Source organism: Mesorhizobium sp. GW821-FHT07A06, assembly GCF_059419085.1.
Genome location: NZ_JBWKRC010000003.1, coordinates 493,443 through 506,503, shown reverse-complemented (window position 1 = coordinate 506,503; position 13,061 = coordinate 493,443). Strand labels below are relative to the sequence as shown.

Annotated in this window: 16 protein-coding genes and 1 tRNA gene; 9 read left to right on the top strand and 8 right to left on the bottom strand. The window is 64.3% G+C overall.

The window, feature by feature from the left end; translation table 11 throughout:
- The first annotated feature begins 303 nt into the window (after positions 1-303).
- Together AC07SZ_RS12955 and AC07SZ_RS12950 are read left to right on the top strand one after the other, a co-directional pair.
- Entirely contained in the window at positions 304-621 is a 318-nt protein-coding gene (locus tag AC07SZ_RS12955) for a hypothetical protein (RefSeq protein ID WP_494914507.1), read from the top strand.
- An 89-nt stretch (positions 622-710) separates the two neighbouring features.
- The gene (locus AC07SZ_RS12950; RefSeq protein WP_494914506.1) at positions 711-2,375 is read left to right on the top strand and encodes a recombinase family protein; all 1,665 of its coding nucleotides are present in this window, start codon (positions 711-713) and stop codon (positions 2,373-2,375) included.
- Here the strand turns inward: AC07SZ_RS12950 and AC07SZ_RS12945 are convergent.
- The 3 genes from AC07SZ_RS12945 to AC07SZ_RS12935 all read right to left on the bottom strand — a co-directional run bounded on the left by AC07SZ_RS12945 (position 2,346) and on the right by AC07SZ_RS12935 (position 4,914).
- Positions 2,346-2,422, bottom strand: a tRNA-Arg gene (locus tag AC07SZ_RS12945). The two genes, AC07SZ_RS12950 and AC07SZ_RS12945, sit on opposite strands and share 30 nt — an antisense overlap.
- Positions 2,423-2,680: 258 nt before the next feature.
- On the bottom strand, positions 2,681-3,610 hold the full coding sequence (locus AC07SZ_RS12940; RefSeq protein WP_494914505.1) for a DUF1003 domain-containing protein: 930 nt from the start codon (positions 3,608-3,610) through the stop codon (positions 2,681-2,683).
- Positions 3,611-4,020: 410 nt separating this feature from the next.
- Positions 4,021-4,914: a D-alanyl-D-alanine carboxypeptidase family protein gene (locus AC07SZ_RS12935; RefSeq protein ID WP_172371295.1), complete on the bottom strand. Its 894-nt coding sequence runs from the start codon at positions 4,912-4,914 to the stop codon at positions 4,021-4,023.
- Between the two features lie 321 nt (positions 4,915-5,235).
- Here AC07SZ_RS12935 and AC07SZ_RS12930 point away from each other — a divergent pair, with 321 nt between their 5' ends.
- Complete coding sequence (locus AC07SZ_RS12930; RefSeq protein WP_494914504.1) at positions 5,236-6,336, top strand: hypothetical protein; 1,101 nt, start codon at positions 5,236-5,238, stop codon at positions 6,334-6,336.
- Between the two features lie 96 nt (positions 6,337-6,432).
- A complete protein-coding gene (locus AC07SZ_RS12925; protein ID WP_056568602.1) occupies positions 6,433-7,044 on the top strand; it encodes a nucleoside triphosphate hydrolase in 612 nt (203 codons plus the stop codon).
- 5 nt (positions 7,045-7,049) lie between these two features.
- On the opposite strand, the gene AC07SZ_RS12920 is transcribed toward AC07SZ_RS12925, so the two are convergent.
- The 4 genes from AC07SZ_RS12920 to AC07SZ_RS12905 form a co-directional block, all read right to left on the bottom strand.
- Entirely contained in the window at positions 7,050-7,496 is a 447-nt protein-coding gene (locus tag AC07SZ_RS12920) for a hypothetical protein (protein ID WP_494914502.1), read from the bottom strand.
- A 17-nt stretch (positions 7,497-7,513) separates the two neighbouring features.
- A complete protein-coding gene (locus AC07SZ_RS12915; RefSeq protein WP_056568596.1) occupies positions 7,514-8,218 on the bottom strand; it encodes a glutathione S-transferase family protein in 705 nt (234 codons plus the stop codon).
- A gap of 199 nt (positions 8,219-8,417) precedes the next feature.
- Complete coding sequence (locus AC07SZ_RS12910; protein WP_056568593.1) at positions 8,418-9,626, bottom strand: beta-ketoacyl-[acyl-carrier-protein] synthase family protein; 1,209 nt, start codon at positions 9,624-9,626, stop codon at positions 8,418-8,420.
- Positions 9,627-9,630: 4 nt separating this feature from the next.
- On the bottom strand, positions 9,631-9,885 hold the full coding sequence (locus AC07SZ_RS12905; protein WP_056568590.1) for an acyl carrier protein: 255 nt from the start codon (positions 9,883-9,885) through the stop codon (positions 9,631-9,633).
- A 202-nt stretch (positions 9,886-10,087) separates the two neighbouring features.
- Here AC07SZ_RS12905 and AC07SZ_RS12900 point away from each other — a divergent pair, with 202 nt between their 5' ends.
- The 5 genes from AC07SZ_RS12900 to AC07SZ_RS12880 are packed head-to-tail and all read left to right on the top strand — an operon-like array spanning position 10,088 to position 12,448.
- Positions 10,088-10,930: an urease accessory protein UreD gene (locus AC07SZ_RS12900; protein WP_056568587.1), complete on the top strand. Its 843-nt coding sequence runs from the start codon at positions 10,088-10,090 to the stop codon at positions 10,928-10,930.
- Positions 10,931-10,943: 13 nt separating this feature from the next.
- Positions 10,944-11,246 (top strand): urease subunit gamma, encoded by a 303-nt coding sequence (locus AC07SZ_RS12895; protein WP_056568583.1) that lies wholly within the window; start codon positions 10,944-10,946, stop codon positions 11,244-11,246.
- A gap of 14 nt (positions 11,247-11,260) precedes the next feature.
- Positions 11,261-11,515 (top strand): DUF1272 domain-containing protein, encoded by a 255-nt coding sequence (locus AC07SZ_RS12890; protein ID WP_494914501.1) that lies wholly within the window; start codon positions 11,261-11,263, stop codon positions 11,513-11,515.
- Between the two features lie 34 nt (positions 11,516-11,549).
- Entirely contained in the window at positions 11,550-12,137 is a 588-nt protein-coding gene (locus AC07SZ_RS12885) for a HupE/UreJ family protein (protein WP_494914500.1), read from the top strand.
- 5 nt (positions 12,138-12,142) lie between these two features.
- The gene (locus AC07SZ_RS12880; RefSeq protein WP_056568575.1) at positions 12,143-12,448 is read left to right on the top strand and encodes an urease subunit beta; all 306 of its coding nucleotides are present in this window, start codon (positions 12,143-12,145) and stop codon (positions 12,446-12,448) included.
- A 98-nt stretch (positions 12,449-12,546) separates the two neighbouring features.
- Here the strand turns inward: AC07SZ_RS12880 and AC07SZ_RS12875 are convergent, their stop codons facing one another.
- Positions 12,547-13,041, bottom strand: coding sequence for a hypothetical protein (locus tag AC07SZ_RS12875; RefSeq protein ID WP_056568572.1), 495 nt, complete (start codon positions 13,039-13,041; stop codon positions 12,547-12,549).
- Positions 13,042-13,061 lie beyond the last annotated feature (20 nt).

The following is a 13,061-nucleotide window of genomic DNA, read 5'->3' as shown; positions in this document are numbered from 1 at the left end:
TGACGGGGCGGCGCGGCAGGCGAGAAGCGACGAAGAGACCAGGAGCGAAACCGGGACGGAGAGATAACTCACCGCCACAGCATCAGGCGGCGGCCGGACTATGGACGATGCCGTTTGGACCGATTGCAGAAAGGCGCTTGCGGCCGGTTGGAATCCAGGTCAGCATTCTGATGCCCGCTCCTCTTCGCGTTCTCCACGCGATTAGGTTGCGGGCCGCTCGGGGAAGGTGAGGAAACTGTCCGCACCGGTCGGCGGCTGCCCCCGAATGTGTAGGTCGCCGGCTGGTGCGGGCGGATTCCCGTCATGTCAGAGAAGGCACCAGCCGCCGGCGCTCGCCGCCGCGGCACGTCGAAACATCGCGCGGTAGCCGGCGCGGCACATGTCCGGGGAGCAACGTCTGCTTCGGTCAGCTCCATCGCCAAGCCTCCGGTGCGCGGCGAGGAGCGGCTATGGGGCCGTGCCCGCCGTGCCGGCCAGCAACGGCGGCGTCGTGCTGCCGACAGCGAATGGTCGATGATCATCGAGCTCCCCGAAACGGTACCTGTGCTGCCTGCTGAGCTTTCCGTATTAGAAGCCCATCTCAGCGCCTCTATCGACGTCATTCTGGCCGGCCGTTATTAGCCATGCCGGCATCGGATCCTTGCCACAGGTGCGGATCGACGCCAGGCTTTCGTCGGTACTCGCATATGCCGTACGAAAGGACCCATTGCATGAGCACTGTCCGTAAAACCCTTCCTCTCCAGGTAGCACGGCCGCTGCGTGCGGCCCTTTATCTGCGCGTTTCCACGGGACGGCAGGCCGAGGGCGATGTCTCGCTGCCGTCCCAGCGTGACCTAACCACCCGCCACTGCGACCGTGAGGGCTGGATCGTCGCCGACGAATATGTCGAGCCCGGTTTGTCCGCTACCGACGACCGTCGCCCTGCCTTCCAGGCGATGCTCGAGCGCGCCTGCGATGCCGACCATCCCTATGACGTGATTGTCGTCCACGCCTTCTCACGCTTTTTCCGCGACGGTGCGGCGATGGAACTGACAATCCGCAAGCTGCGCAAGCACGGCGTCGAGGTAGTGTCCACAACCCAGCCGACCGGTGCCGATCCGTCGCAGGAGATGATGCGCCAGATCATCGGCATCTTCGACGAATACACCTCGAAAGAGAACGGCAAACAGGTCACCCGCGCCATGCGCGAGAATGCCAAGCAGGGCTTCTGGAACGGGGCTACTCCTCCGCTCGGCTACCGTATCGTCGAGGCTGAGCGGCGCGGCCAGAAGATCAAGAAGAAGCTGGAGATCGATCCAATAGAGAAGGAGACCGTCGAACTCATCTTCCGGCTCTACGACGAAGGCGACCCGGCGACCGGCACACCGCCGCTGGGTGTGAAGGGCATTTGCAATTGGCTTAACCAGCGGGGCTACCGAACCAAGCGCGGCGGCACCTTCGGGGTCGGCCCGCTCCACCTGATCCTGACCAACACGGCCTATATCGGCCGCTGGAAATACAACGTCCGCTCGGCAAAGACCGGCGAGAAGAAGCCCGAAAGTGAGATCGTCGAGATCTCCATCCCTGCAATAGTCGAACAAGGACTGTTCGACAGGGTTCAGGCAAGGCTCGCCGCCAACAACCCGAAAGTCACACCGCCACGCGTCGTCAACGGACCTATCCTGCTCACGGGGCTTGCCACCTGTGCCCACTGCGGCGGCGGGATGACCCAGCGGACTGGAACCTCGCGCTCGGGCAAGGTCTATTCCTATTATGCCTGTGCAGGCCGTGCCCAGAAGGGGCCAACCGCCTGCAAGGGCAACGCCATCCGGATGGAGCTTCTGGACAACCGCGTCACTGCGGCGCTGCGCGAGAATCTCTTCCAACGCGAGCGGCTGACCGTGCTGCTGTCCTCGCTCGCCGAGCGCCGTGCGGTTCGTGCTGTGGCTGTCAACAATCGCCTGGTTGCCCTTCAAGCCGAGGTCACCATGGCTGAGCAGAAGCTCAAGCGGCTGTACGATTCGATTGCCAAAGGCATCGTCGAGCTCGACGATCTCCTTGGCGAGCAGATCGCCGTCCTCAAGGCCGACCGCGAAAAGGCCAAGGCCGCGCTGGAGCGGGCGGCATCACAGGGTGCCGGTGCGGCAACCATCGATCCCGAAAAGGTCGACGCCTTTTCCCGGCTCATGGCCGATCTGCTTTCCCAAGGCGATACACCGGCGTTGAAAGCCTACCTCCGGTCCATTCTCGGAAACGTGGTGGTCGGCGACAAGACCATCCGAATCGTCGGCAGCAAGGACGTCCTCGCCGGAGCCGTGACCGGGCGGAATTCCGCGCGTCAAAATGTTCGTGGTTTTGTACCGGAATGGCGCACCCGACAGGATTCGAACCTGTGACCTCTGCCTTCGGAGGGCAGCGCTCTATCCAGCTGAGCTACGGGTGCTTCCCGGTGATCCGGAAAACGAACCGGCCGGTGAACCGGCAAGTCACGGCTTCTTAGCGGAAGCCGGCGCGCGCTTCAACGGGCAATTGGCAATTGGACGGCGCGCCGAGATCGAGCATTGGACATGCCGGCCAGGCTCGCGCACTGTCGGGTCTTTTGCAGGCTCGCTGCCCTTTGGACGTTCCAACGGGCTCTGGAGCCGAGTCCATCGCTGGTCATTCGAGAGGCGAGGACTTTCGCCCGCCGCGGGAACAATGCCTACTGCCCCGCCTCACCCTTCACGGTCCGCCGTCTCACCCCGCGCACCGCCCGTTTCGCCTTCTTGGCACCGGTCAGCTCGTGCATGGCGTCGAGCTGCATCTGCTGCATTTCGGCGAGCCGCGTCCATTGGCGCGAGATGAGGTAATCGAGTTTTTCGTGCAGGTGGCGCACTTCGAGCTCGGCCTTGAGGTTGACGCGGTAGTCGTTGAAGGAGCGCAGGCGATCCTTGGTCTCCTGTCGCTTCTGGCTCATCATGATGATGGGCGCCTGGATGGCGGCAATGCAGGAGAGCAGGAGATTGAGCAGGATGAAGGGATAAGGGTCGAAGGCGCCGACGGTACCCTCGAACAGGTTGATGCCGATCCAGATCAAGAGCACGCTGGCGAAGGAGATCAGGAACCACCAGCTGCCGCCGAAGGCCGCCATGTTGTCGGAAACGCGGTCGGCAAAAGAGCGATGCTCCTCGAACTCCTCCTCCGAGTTTTCGGAAATCGTGTCTTGTCTCGCGATCGATTCCACCACCTGGCGGTCGAGCTCGGAGAATTCGCCGTGCTCCTGCTGCAGCAGTTCCTCCATGTAGCGCATGCGGTAGCGGCCGAGTTCCTCGCGGCTGATGCGGGCGCCCTTGGGCAGGTCCGGGTGGTCGGAACGGATGCGGTCGGCACGGCTCGGGCGCAGATCGTCGATGCGCACCAGGTCGCGCTTGCGGAATTTGCGGCCCGAGATCGCCGACGGCTTCCGCTTCGGCTTTATGCGGGAGGAGCCGTGGCCGGCGGGTTCGGAGTCCGGCACTTCGGGCGTGTCGAAATGATCGTCCGAAACCTCGTGCGGATCCCCCGTCGTGATCGGCGCCTCGAAATACTCGCCGCCGCTGTCGTTCTCATTGTCCGCCGCCTTCTGCTCGGATGCCTTGGGAACGGTGCTCATGATGCTGGCTCCTGCTGTGGCGCTGATAGGGAGGATACGCCGAGGTGGCGGGGCATATCCACTGTCGGATTGCGCTGCCTATGCCATGGCTTCCAGACGATTGCGTGACAGTCGTGAAACAATAGCCGGCTGCGGGTCTTTTGTGGCGTTTAGCGGATTCATCGCGCTATCACGGACATTCGCGATTGGCCGAGGCGTCCCCAACTCGTCGTCCCTGGGCGAAGCGGCGTCGCGGAGACCCTGGTAACAATGCGGGGACGTTGACCGCAGGATGCAGCGGAGCGGAGTTTTGCACCGCAGCGGCGCTCGGAGGCCGCGGCATGGATCCGCGGGTCTGCGCCGCGTCGCTGCGCTCCTTGCTCCGCCCGTGGATGACGAAGTCGAGGGAGGCTCCTCTCCTCGCTGCTCACTTATTGCTGTTCGGCGAACATAAGCCTGGTCTTAGCGTCGGCCGTGGTCGGCGACAGGCTGCGCTGGATCAGCGCCTCGACGTGGTCGTTGCGCTGGCGGGCTGAGTCGGCGCCCATAACCACCACGATCAGCTGGCGGCCGTCGGCATTGTAGGAGGTGACGATGTTGAAGCCGGAGGCCCTGATATAGCCGGTCTTGATGCCGTCGACGCCGCGCACCCGGCCGAGCATGTCGTTGTGGCCGCGCACGAGCTTGCCACGGAACATGAAATCGCTTTCGGAGAAATAGTGGAAATGCTGCGGGAAGCGCTGGCGCAGCGCCATGCCGAGCACCGCCATGTCGCGCGCCGTCGTCATCTGGCCGTCGTCGGGCAGGCCCGAGGCGTTGCGGAAGGTGGTGCTGGACATGCCGAGCGAACGCGCCTTGGAGGTCATCATGGCGGCGAACTGGTCCTCCGAGCCGCCAAGATATTCGCCGACCGCCACCGCCACGTCATTGGCGGATTTGACGACGATGGCGCGGATGGCGGAATCGACATCGATGCTCTCGCCGCGCCGGAAGCGCATCTTGGTCGGCGGCTGCGAGGCGGCATGATCGGAAACCGGGATCTGCGTTTCCTTGGTGACGCGGCCGGACTCCATTGCCTCGAACAGGAGGTAGAGCGTCATCATCTTGGTCAGCGAAGCCGGATAGCGTTGCGCCGTCGAGTTGACCTCGAACATCTGCTTGCCGGTCTTTGCGTCGACGACGATCGCGGCATATTTCTGCGGCGGCGCGGGCACGGCCAGCACGGAATCCGGCGGTGTCGTGGTCGAGCAGCCGGCGACCATCAGCAACAGGCCAAGGGCGACGAAAAGTCTCTGGAGGAGCGGAAAGGGACGCAGTTTGGACAAGGGCAAGACGTTCTGGCGATGCTGTTGCTGAGATAAGGCGAAGCTAACGTAACGCGATTGGTGCGTCCATTTGGTTAATGGCTGATAGTCCCAGGATTGTCGAGTTCGTCCTGCTCCTCGCCCCGCAATGAGCGGGAGAGAGCGGACTGCGCCGGCCACGACGGATGACCCAAACCTTCGTTAGGGAGCAGCGCCCTACGCCCTACAGAGGCCTTCGCGGGAGTACACGCGGCAGCAGCTGATGCGAAATGCCGATTGCGGTGCTTGCGCAACCGGCGCTGAAAGGGTTCTGTTCGCGGCTTCGGATTCGGTGAGAGCGCAATGACCATCAGCACGATCAAGGCCAAGGGTATTTCGGTTTCGCTCGATCTTACTGTCGGCCACATCGCCGACATGGTCGTCGATGTGGCCGGAAGGCAGCTTCGGCCACTCCACCGCGCCCCTTGGGTCGACGCGGGCGAGGCGCTGCCGAAGGACCTGCCGCAAGGCACGGTTCGCCTGTCCGGCGATTTCCTCTGCGCGCCGTTTTCGCGCAGCGACGTCGAGGAGGCGCCGCTGCATGGCTGGCCGGCCAACAGCGCCTGGGATGTCCTGGACAGCAACGCCACGCGGGATGGCTGGCGCGCCGTCTTCCGGCTGCGGCACAAGGTCATGGGCGCCAGCGTCGACAAGATTTTTACACTCATCGACGGCCATCCCTTCCTCTACCAGGAACATGTGTTTTCCGGCGGGTCGGGGGCGATATCCGTCGCCCATCACCCGATGACGGTGATGAAAGGCGGCGGACGGCTGGCCTTTTCGCCGAAGCGCTTTGCCGCGACATTAGCCGATCCGCTGGAGCCCGATCCCGCGCGGGGCCGCTACATGCTGGCCTATCCGGCGCGGTCGGCCGATCTCGGCCGGTTTCCCGCCGCCGGCGGCGGCACGCTCGACCTGGCGGAATACCGCATGGATGACCGGCGCGAGGATTTCGTCACCCTGGTCGAGGCCGATCATGGCGGGCCGGGCTGGACGGCACTGGCGCGCCAGGCCGAGGGCGACCTCGTGCTGGTGCTGAAGAACCCGGCCGAACTGCCGGTCACCATGCTGTGGCTCAGCAATGGCGGGCGCGACTACGCGCCCTGGAGCGGGCGCCATCTGGGCGTGCTCGGCATCGAGGACGGCCGCACGGCCGTCGGCCACGCCGCCTCGATCGGCGACAACTGGCTGAAGCGCGAGGGCGTGGCGACCGCCTTTGCGCTCGGCGAAGGTCGAAGCCTTTCGTTCCGCCATGTCATCGGCGCCATGCCCCTGTCCGGCGGCACCCCGCCAGGGGAGATCACCGCCGCCGGGGGTCGCATGCGGCTTGCCGCGGGCGGATCGGGCCGGGACGTGCCCTTCGACAGCGATTTCCTGCGCATCGGCCGCTCCGTCCCTGCCTGAGCAAGGATTGCGCGAGCGCGGGGTTTGAAATTTCCCTGAACTGCCGCCAAGATGCGGAAACATCGTGCGGACCATCCAGGCAAGTGGAGGCTTCCCATGTCCGAAATCGCCCACCTCGCCGCCACCATCTTCAAGCGCGCCGGCAAGGCAAAGCGCTTCATCGTCGCCATCGCCGGGCCACCGGGGGCGGGAAAGTCGACATTGTCGGCCGGCCTGCATGACCTGTTGCCGGAAGGGGCGGTGGAAGTCGTGCCGATGGACGGCTTCCATTATGATGACATCGTGCTCAATGCGCGCGGCCTGCGCGCGCGAAAGGGGGCGCCGGAAACCTTCGACTTTGCCGGCTTCGAAGCCCTGCTGAAGCGTATCCGGGCCGGCGAACCCGACATCGCGATTCCCGTCTTCGACCGCAACATGGAATTGTCGCGCGCCGCTGCGGCGATCGTCGGCACGCAGACGAAATTCATCCTGGTCGAAGGCAACTACCTTCTGCTCGACGAAGAGCCGTGGTCACGGCTGGCGCCGCTGTTCGATTTCTCGATCTTCGTCGAGGTGCCGCGCAATGAACTCGAGCGGCGCCTGGTAGAGCGCTGGCACGGCCATGGCCGCTCCGACGAGGATGCGCGCGCCTGGATCGCCTCCAATGACATGCCCAACATCGAACGCGTGTTGGCCCGGCGCCGGGCCGCCGATCTGGTCATTGGTTAACACGCTTAATTTTCGGTATTTCTGGACGGGAACCTTAAGAGTTTCGCGTCGTTATCCCTCAGAACCCGTTTGTCCGGCGTAAGGGATTTTCCGATGGCAACCAAGGCAAAAAAACCCGCAAAGACGAGGCCCGCGAAGGCAACCCAAGCGAAAGCCGGTGCTGGCCCAGCGATTGCCGAACGCTCGAAAGACGCCAAGGGCGCTTTCGGCAAGGCAGCCCCCAGAAAGGTCGTCCCGGCCGCGAAGACGGCCAGCGCGCGCCAAACTGCGCCGGCCAAATCTGGTGCTGTTCGCACGGCGGCGAATATTGCGGCCGGCGCGATGGTCGCCACCGCACGCGGTGCCGCCTCGCTTGCGGCTTCCATGATCGGCAGAGGTGGTTCGAAGGCCAAGGCGAAGTAGGCTTGCGCCGCCTGAACACCACCTGCAAGGGAACATCCTTGCTCCCACATGATGCGATAGGCCTGTGTCAGGCCTTCGCCGGAATGGTCAGGCCCTTCTGCACTGCCGGCCTGGCCAGGCCGCGCTCCAGCCAAGCCGCCACATTGGCGAAATCGTCGAAGCCGACGAGTTCGCGCGCTTCATAGAAGCCGATCAGGTTACGCACCCAGCCGAGCAGCGAAATGTCGGCGATGGTGTAATCGTTGCCCATGATCCATTTGCGGCCCTTGAGCCTGCCGTCGAGCACCCCGATCAGCCGCCGCGATTCGTCACGGTAGCGCTCCAGTGGGCGCTTGTCGGCGATCTCGCGGCCGGCGAATTTGTGGAAGAAGCCGACCTGGCCGAACATCGGCCCGACTGAGGCCATCTGGAAGAAGACCCACTGGATCGTCTCGTAGCGCCGCGCCGCGTCCGCCGGTATGAGCAGGCCGGTCTTTTCGGCGAGATAGAGCAGAATGGCGCCGGATTCGAACAGGCCGATCGGCTTGCCGTCCGGACCGTCGGGATCGATGATCGCCGGGATTTTGCCATTGGGATTGAGCGACAGGAATTCCGGCGTCCAGCTTTCGTTCTTGCCGATGTTGATCAGATGCGGCTCATAGGGCAGGCCGATCTCTTCCAAGGCAATCGAGACCTTGACCCCGTTCGGCGTTGTCGCCGAGTAAAGCTGGATCTGGTCCGGATGCTTGGCCGGCCAACGGGTTGCGATCGGAAAGGCGGACAGGTCGGCCATCGAGAAACTCCTGAGCGGGGGATTTGCGCCAAAGGCGCATGGTGTTGGCGGTGGCCAAGAATTAGGCGCACGGTCAGGCGGGATCAATATGGCGGCGACGGTTTCGCCATGCACGGACAGTCAACCGAATCGAACGCGGCGGGCATGGTGTGCGGCCGCCAAGGCGCTCACCACCCTCGGCAGGCCACTGCCCCCGTGATCAGATGGCCTTGAACGCCAGCACCGCGTTGGTGCCGCCGAAAGCAAAGCCGTTGCTGATCGCGACGCGCACCTTGCGCTCGCGCGCGACATTGGGCGTCACGTCGAGATCGCAATCGGGATCGGGTTCGCGGTAATTCGCGGTCGGCGGTACGATGCCCTCTCGGATAGCCATGACGCAGGCGATCATTTCCAGTCCGCCCGACGCGCCCAGGCAATGGGCATGCATCGACTTGGTCGATGAAACCGACAGCGAGCGCGCATGCTCGCCAAAGACACGCTTGATCGCGTTGGTCTCGATCTGGTCGTTGGCCTTGGTGCCGGTGCCGTGCGCGTTGAGATAGTCGATGTCCTCGGGATTCAGTCCGGCATCGGCCAGGCAGAAGCGCATTGCCGCTTCCGGTCCCTCGATGGTCGGAGCAACAATGTCCGAGGCATCGGCGGAGAGACCGGCGCCGGCGATTTCGGCGAGGATGGTGGCGCCGCGCGCCATGGCGTGATCGTAGCTTTCCAGAACCGCCATGCCGGCGCCTTCGCCGAGCACCAAGCCCTGGCGATCGGCCGAGAACGGCCGGCAGGTATCGGGCGATAGCACCCGCAATGCCTCCCAGCCCTTGAGCACGCCCCAGACCAGCGGCGCCTCGGTGCCGCCGGCCACCATGACGTCGGCGCGGCCGAGCCGGATCTGGTCGACCGCCGAGGCTATGGCGTGATTGGCCGACGAGCAGGCCGAGGTGACGCCGAAGACCGGCCCGCGCAGGCCCAGGTGCATGCTGACCTGGCCCGCGGCGGCGCCGGGCATGACCCTGGGCACGGTGAAGATGCCGGCGCGATTCTTGCCCTCGATCAGGATAGCGCGATAGTTTTCCTCAACCGTCTCAAAGCCGCAGACGCCGATACCGACAATGGTTCCCATGCGATAGGTGTTGTCGGCATGCGTAGCCAATCCCGACTGTTGCAGGGCTTCGCGGGCGGCGAGCACCGCCAGCAGGCTGAAGCGGTCCATCGACACCAGCTGCTTACGCTCGATGCCGTGATCGGGCAGCGCCTTGATCTCGCAGCCGGTCTTCACCTTCAGGTCGTGCAGGAAGGGGTTGTCGATCGGACCTATCGCCGAGCGGCCGGCGCGCATCTCGCCCCAGATCGCCGGCACATCGGTGCCGAGCCCGCATAGCCCGCCAAGGCCGGTGATGACGACGCGTCTCAGCATTCGGTCAGGCTTTTTTCGCGATCAGCGCGCGAACGGCCTCGACCATGTCGCCAACATTCTTCAAATTGCTCCAGGCATCGACCGTATTCATCTCGATCTCGATGCCATATTCCTCCTCAAGGTCGAAGATGATCTCGGTCAGCTCCAGCGAATGGATACCGAGCGCCGTCAATTCGGTGTTGGTGGTGATTTCCTCGCCGCCAGGCTCGGCATGGGCCTTGATCTTCTCGATGATATCCGTTGCCAGTTGGTCAGCCATTCGGTTTCTTCCCCACTTTGTCGTTTCCCGACGCCAACTGAACAGCGCCTTCTTGTCCTCGATATCAGGCCGCGATCGTCGCCTTATACCCCCGCCAAGCATCGCTTGACCGTACCGAGGTGGCTCCCTCTATAGAAACGGAAACGCCATCAAGCAACAAGCTATATATCGACAAAACCGCCGCAGTGCTTAACCTGACGGCGTGGATACGATCGAATATACGAAGTTTTCGCCCGCTTTGGCACAGCGCGCCGCCGGCCTGGCACAACTGGGCTGCGCCAGCGCCGATGGCCGCACGCGGCTGCGGCGCCTCTATCAGGACGGCTCCGCCAAGATAAGGCTGCCGGCCGTTTCGGCCGATCCGCTGGAGGCGGTGCTGATCAACACCGCCGGCGGACTGACCGGTGGCGACCGCATCGGCTGGGATGTGGATGTGGGCGCGGATGCCTCGGCGTCGATAACGACCCAGGCCTGCGAGAAGGTCTATCGCGCCGCATCCGACCATGCGGAGGTACGGGTCAAGCTGACGGTCGGCGAAAACGGCCGCATCGCCTGGCTGCCGCAGGAAACCATCGTCTTCGACCGGGCAGCCTTCGCCCGCACGTTGGATGTCGAGCTTGCCGCCGGGGCGGAGGCGCTGCTGCTGGAGGCCACTCTCTTCGGCCGCCTGGCCATGGGCGAGCGCGCCACGCAAGGTATTTTTCGTGACCGCTGGCGTGTTCGCCAGGATGGCTTTCTCCTCCATGGCGAGGATTTCCGCGTCGGGCCTGACATTGCTGCCCGGCTCGCCCGTCCGGCCGCCGCCGGCGGCGCGATCGCGGTGGCAACGCTGCTGCTGGTTTCGACACGGGCCGAGGCTCTGCTCGACCCGGTCCGCGAGATCATCGGAGACCAGGGCGGCGCCAGTTTCTGGAGCGTGAAGGCATCTGGCAAGCTTCTTGCGAGGCTTTACGCCGGGGATGGCTACCAACTGCGCCAGCGGCTGGTTCCGCTTGTAGGATTGCTCAACGGACGGGCGGGGCTGCCCAAATTATGGTCACTGTGATTCGGAAACCTGCATGAACCTGACGCCGAGGGAAAAGGACAAGCTGCTGATCGCCATGGCGGCGATCGTGGCACGCAAGCGGCTGGAGCGCGGCGTGAAGCTGAACCATCCGGAAGCGATCGCGCTGATCACCGACTTCGTCGTCGAAGGCGCCCGCGACGGGCGCCCGGTCGCCGAACTGATGGAGGCCGGCGCCCATATCGTCACCCGCGCGCAGGTGATGGAGGGCATCGCCGAGATGATCCACGACGTGCAGGTGGAGGCGACCTTTCCCGACGGCACCAAGCTTGTGACCGTGCACGAGCCCATCAGGTGAGGAGGGAAACCGGGATGCTTGAACTGCGCCCAAACTGCGAGTGCTGCGACAAGGACCTGCCGCCCGAAGCCGAGGATGCGCTGATCTGCACCTTCGAATGCACCTTCTGTGCCGATTGCGTGGAAACCGTGCTGGGCGGCGTCTGCCCCAATTGCCGCGGAAATTTTTCGGCGCGGCCGATCCGACCGACGGCGATGCTGAAGAGATATCCGGCTTCCGCCAAACGCGTCCTCAAGGCCGAGGGCTGCGGTCCTCGCAAGGCGGCGTGAACACCGTCACACTGGAAACGGAAGGCAAATCGAAATGATCCCTGCAAAACGACTGTCCCTCTCGGCGATCCTGTTTCTGGCGGCGGCAATGCCCGCCTACGCCCATGTCGGCGTCGGTACGACGCCGTCCTTCACGGCCGGCTTCATGCACCCCTTGTCCGGCCTTGACCATATGACCGTGATGATCGCCGTTGGCCTGTGGGCGGCACTCAAGGGCGGCAGAGCGAGCTGGGCGTGGCCGGCCGCCTTTGTCGGCGTCATGCTGGGCGGCGGCGCCCTTGGCATGGCGCATGTACCGATGCCCTTCGTCGAGCCGGGCATACTGGCCTCCGTCGTGGCGCTGGGACTGCTGGTGGCGCTGGCGGTCGATCTGCCCGTTTCGGCGGGCGTCGCCATTATCGGCCTGTTCGCGCTGTTCCACGGCCACGCCCACGGCACCGAAGTGCCCGAAAATGCCGGCGGGCTCGAGTACATGGCCGGCTTTGCCGTCGCCACCGTGATGCTCCATGCCGTCGGCATCGCCGCCGGCCTGAGCCTTGGCCTGAGGTTCCGCGGGCTGGCCCGCGTCGCGGGCGCTGCCTGCGCGGCGATCGGCGTCGGCCTCGCCTTCGGCGTCGTGTGAAGTCCATGATCCCTGGCGAAATCATCCCCGCCCAAGGCGACATCGAGCTCAACAAGGGTCTGCCGACCGTCACCTTGAAAGTCGCCAACAGCGGCGACCGGCCGATCCAGGTCGGTAGCCACTATCATTTCTTCGAAACCAACGAAGGACTGAAATTCGACCGCGAACAGGCGCGCGGCATGCGCCTCGACATTGCCGCCGGCACCGCCATGCGCTTCGAGCCAGGCCAGGAGCGCGACGTCACGCTGGTGCCGCTTGGCGGCAAACGCGAGGTCTATGGATTCCAGCAGAAGGTGATGGGCAAGCTGTGAGTTTTGTGGCGTCTCACGCGCGGCGCGAACGGATTCCAAGGAGGAAGCGCCATGCGCGCTCCCCGGGAAAACCGCTTCAGACTTTTCCTGGAATTGCTCTAGTCCGACGGTTTGGCGGCCGCATAGATGACGATCTTCCCCGGATTGTCGAACTCGACGGCCAGAATGTCCTGCGCAAGCACGCGCCGCGAATCGATCGCGTTGTAGAGCAAGGCGTTGGCCTCGATCTCCTTGCGCAGTTCCGCGACATCATCCCGATGCTGCCGGACCTTGTTCTCGATGACCGCCGGCGGGCCGCCTTCGCTGCGCGCCGCGTCGGTCAGGAACACGATATCGACCTTGTCGAGCTTGGAGGTCTTGCGCACCGTGCTGATGTTTTCACGCGTGCGGTCGATCGCCGAGGTGACTTTGCCGATTTCAGCGGTGGCCTTGGCCTCTTCCGCGCTGACTTGGGAGCCGACGATCCGATCGACGGTCTCCGGGCTTTCAAGACCCTGCGCGTTCAGCGCGGCCTGAGGAAAGCTCGCTGCCAGAAACGCAGTCGCGGCTATGACATACAGCCATCGGCCATCGGGCAAGGTGGTGACGGTCATCGTTCGCTTTCGCAGTTTGT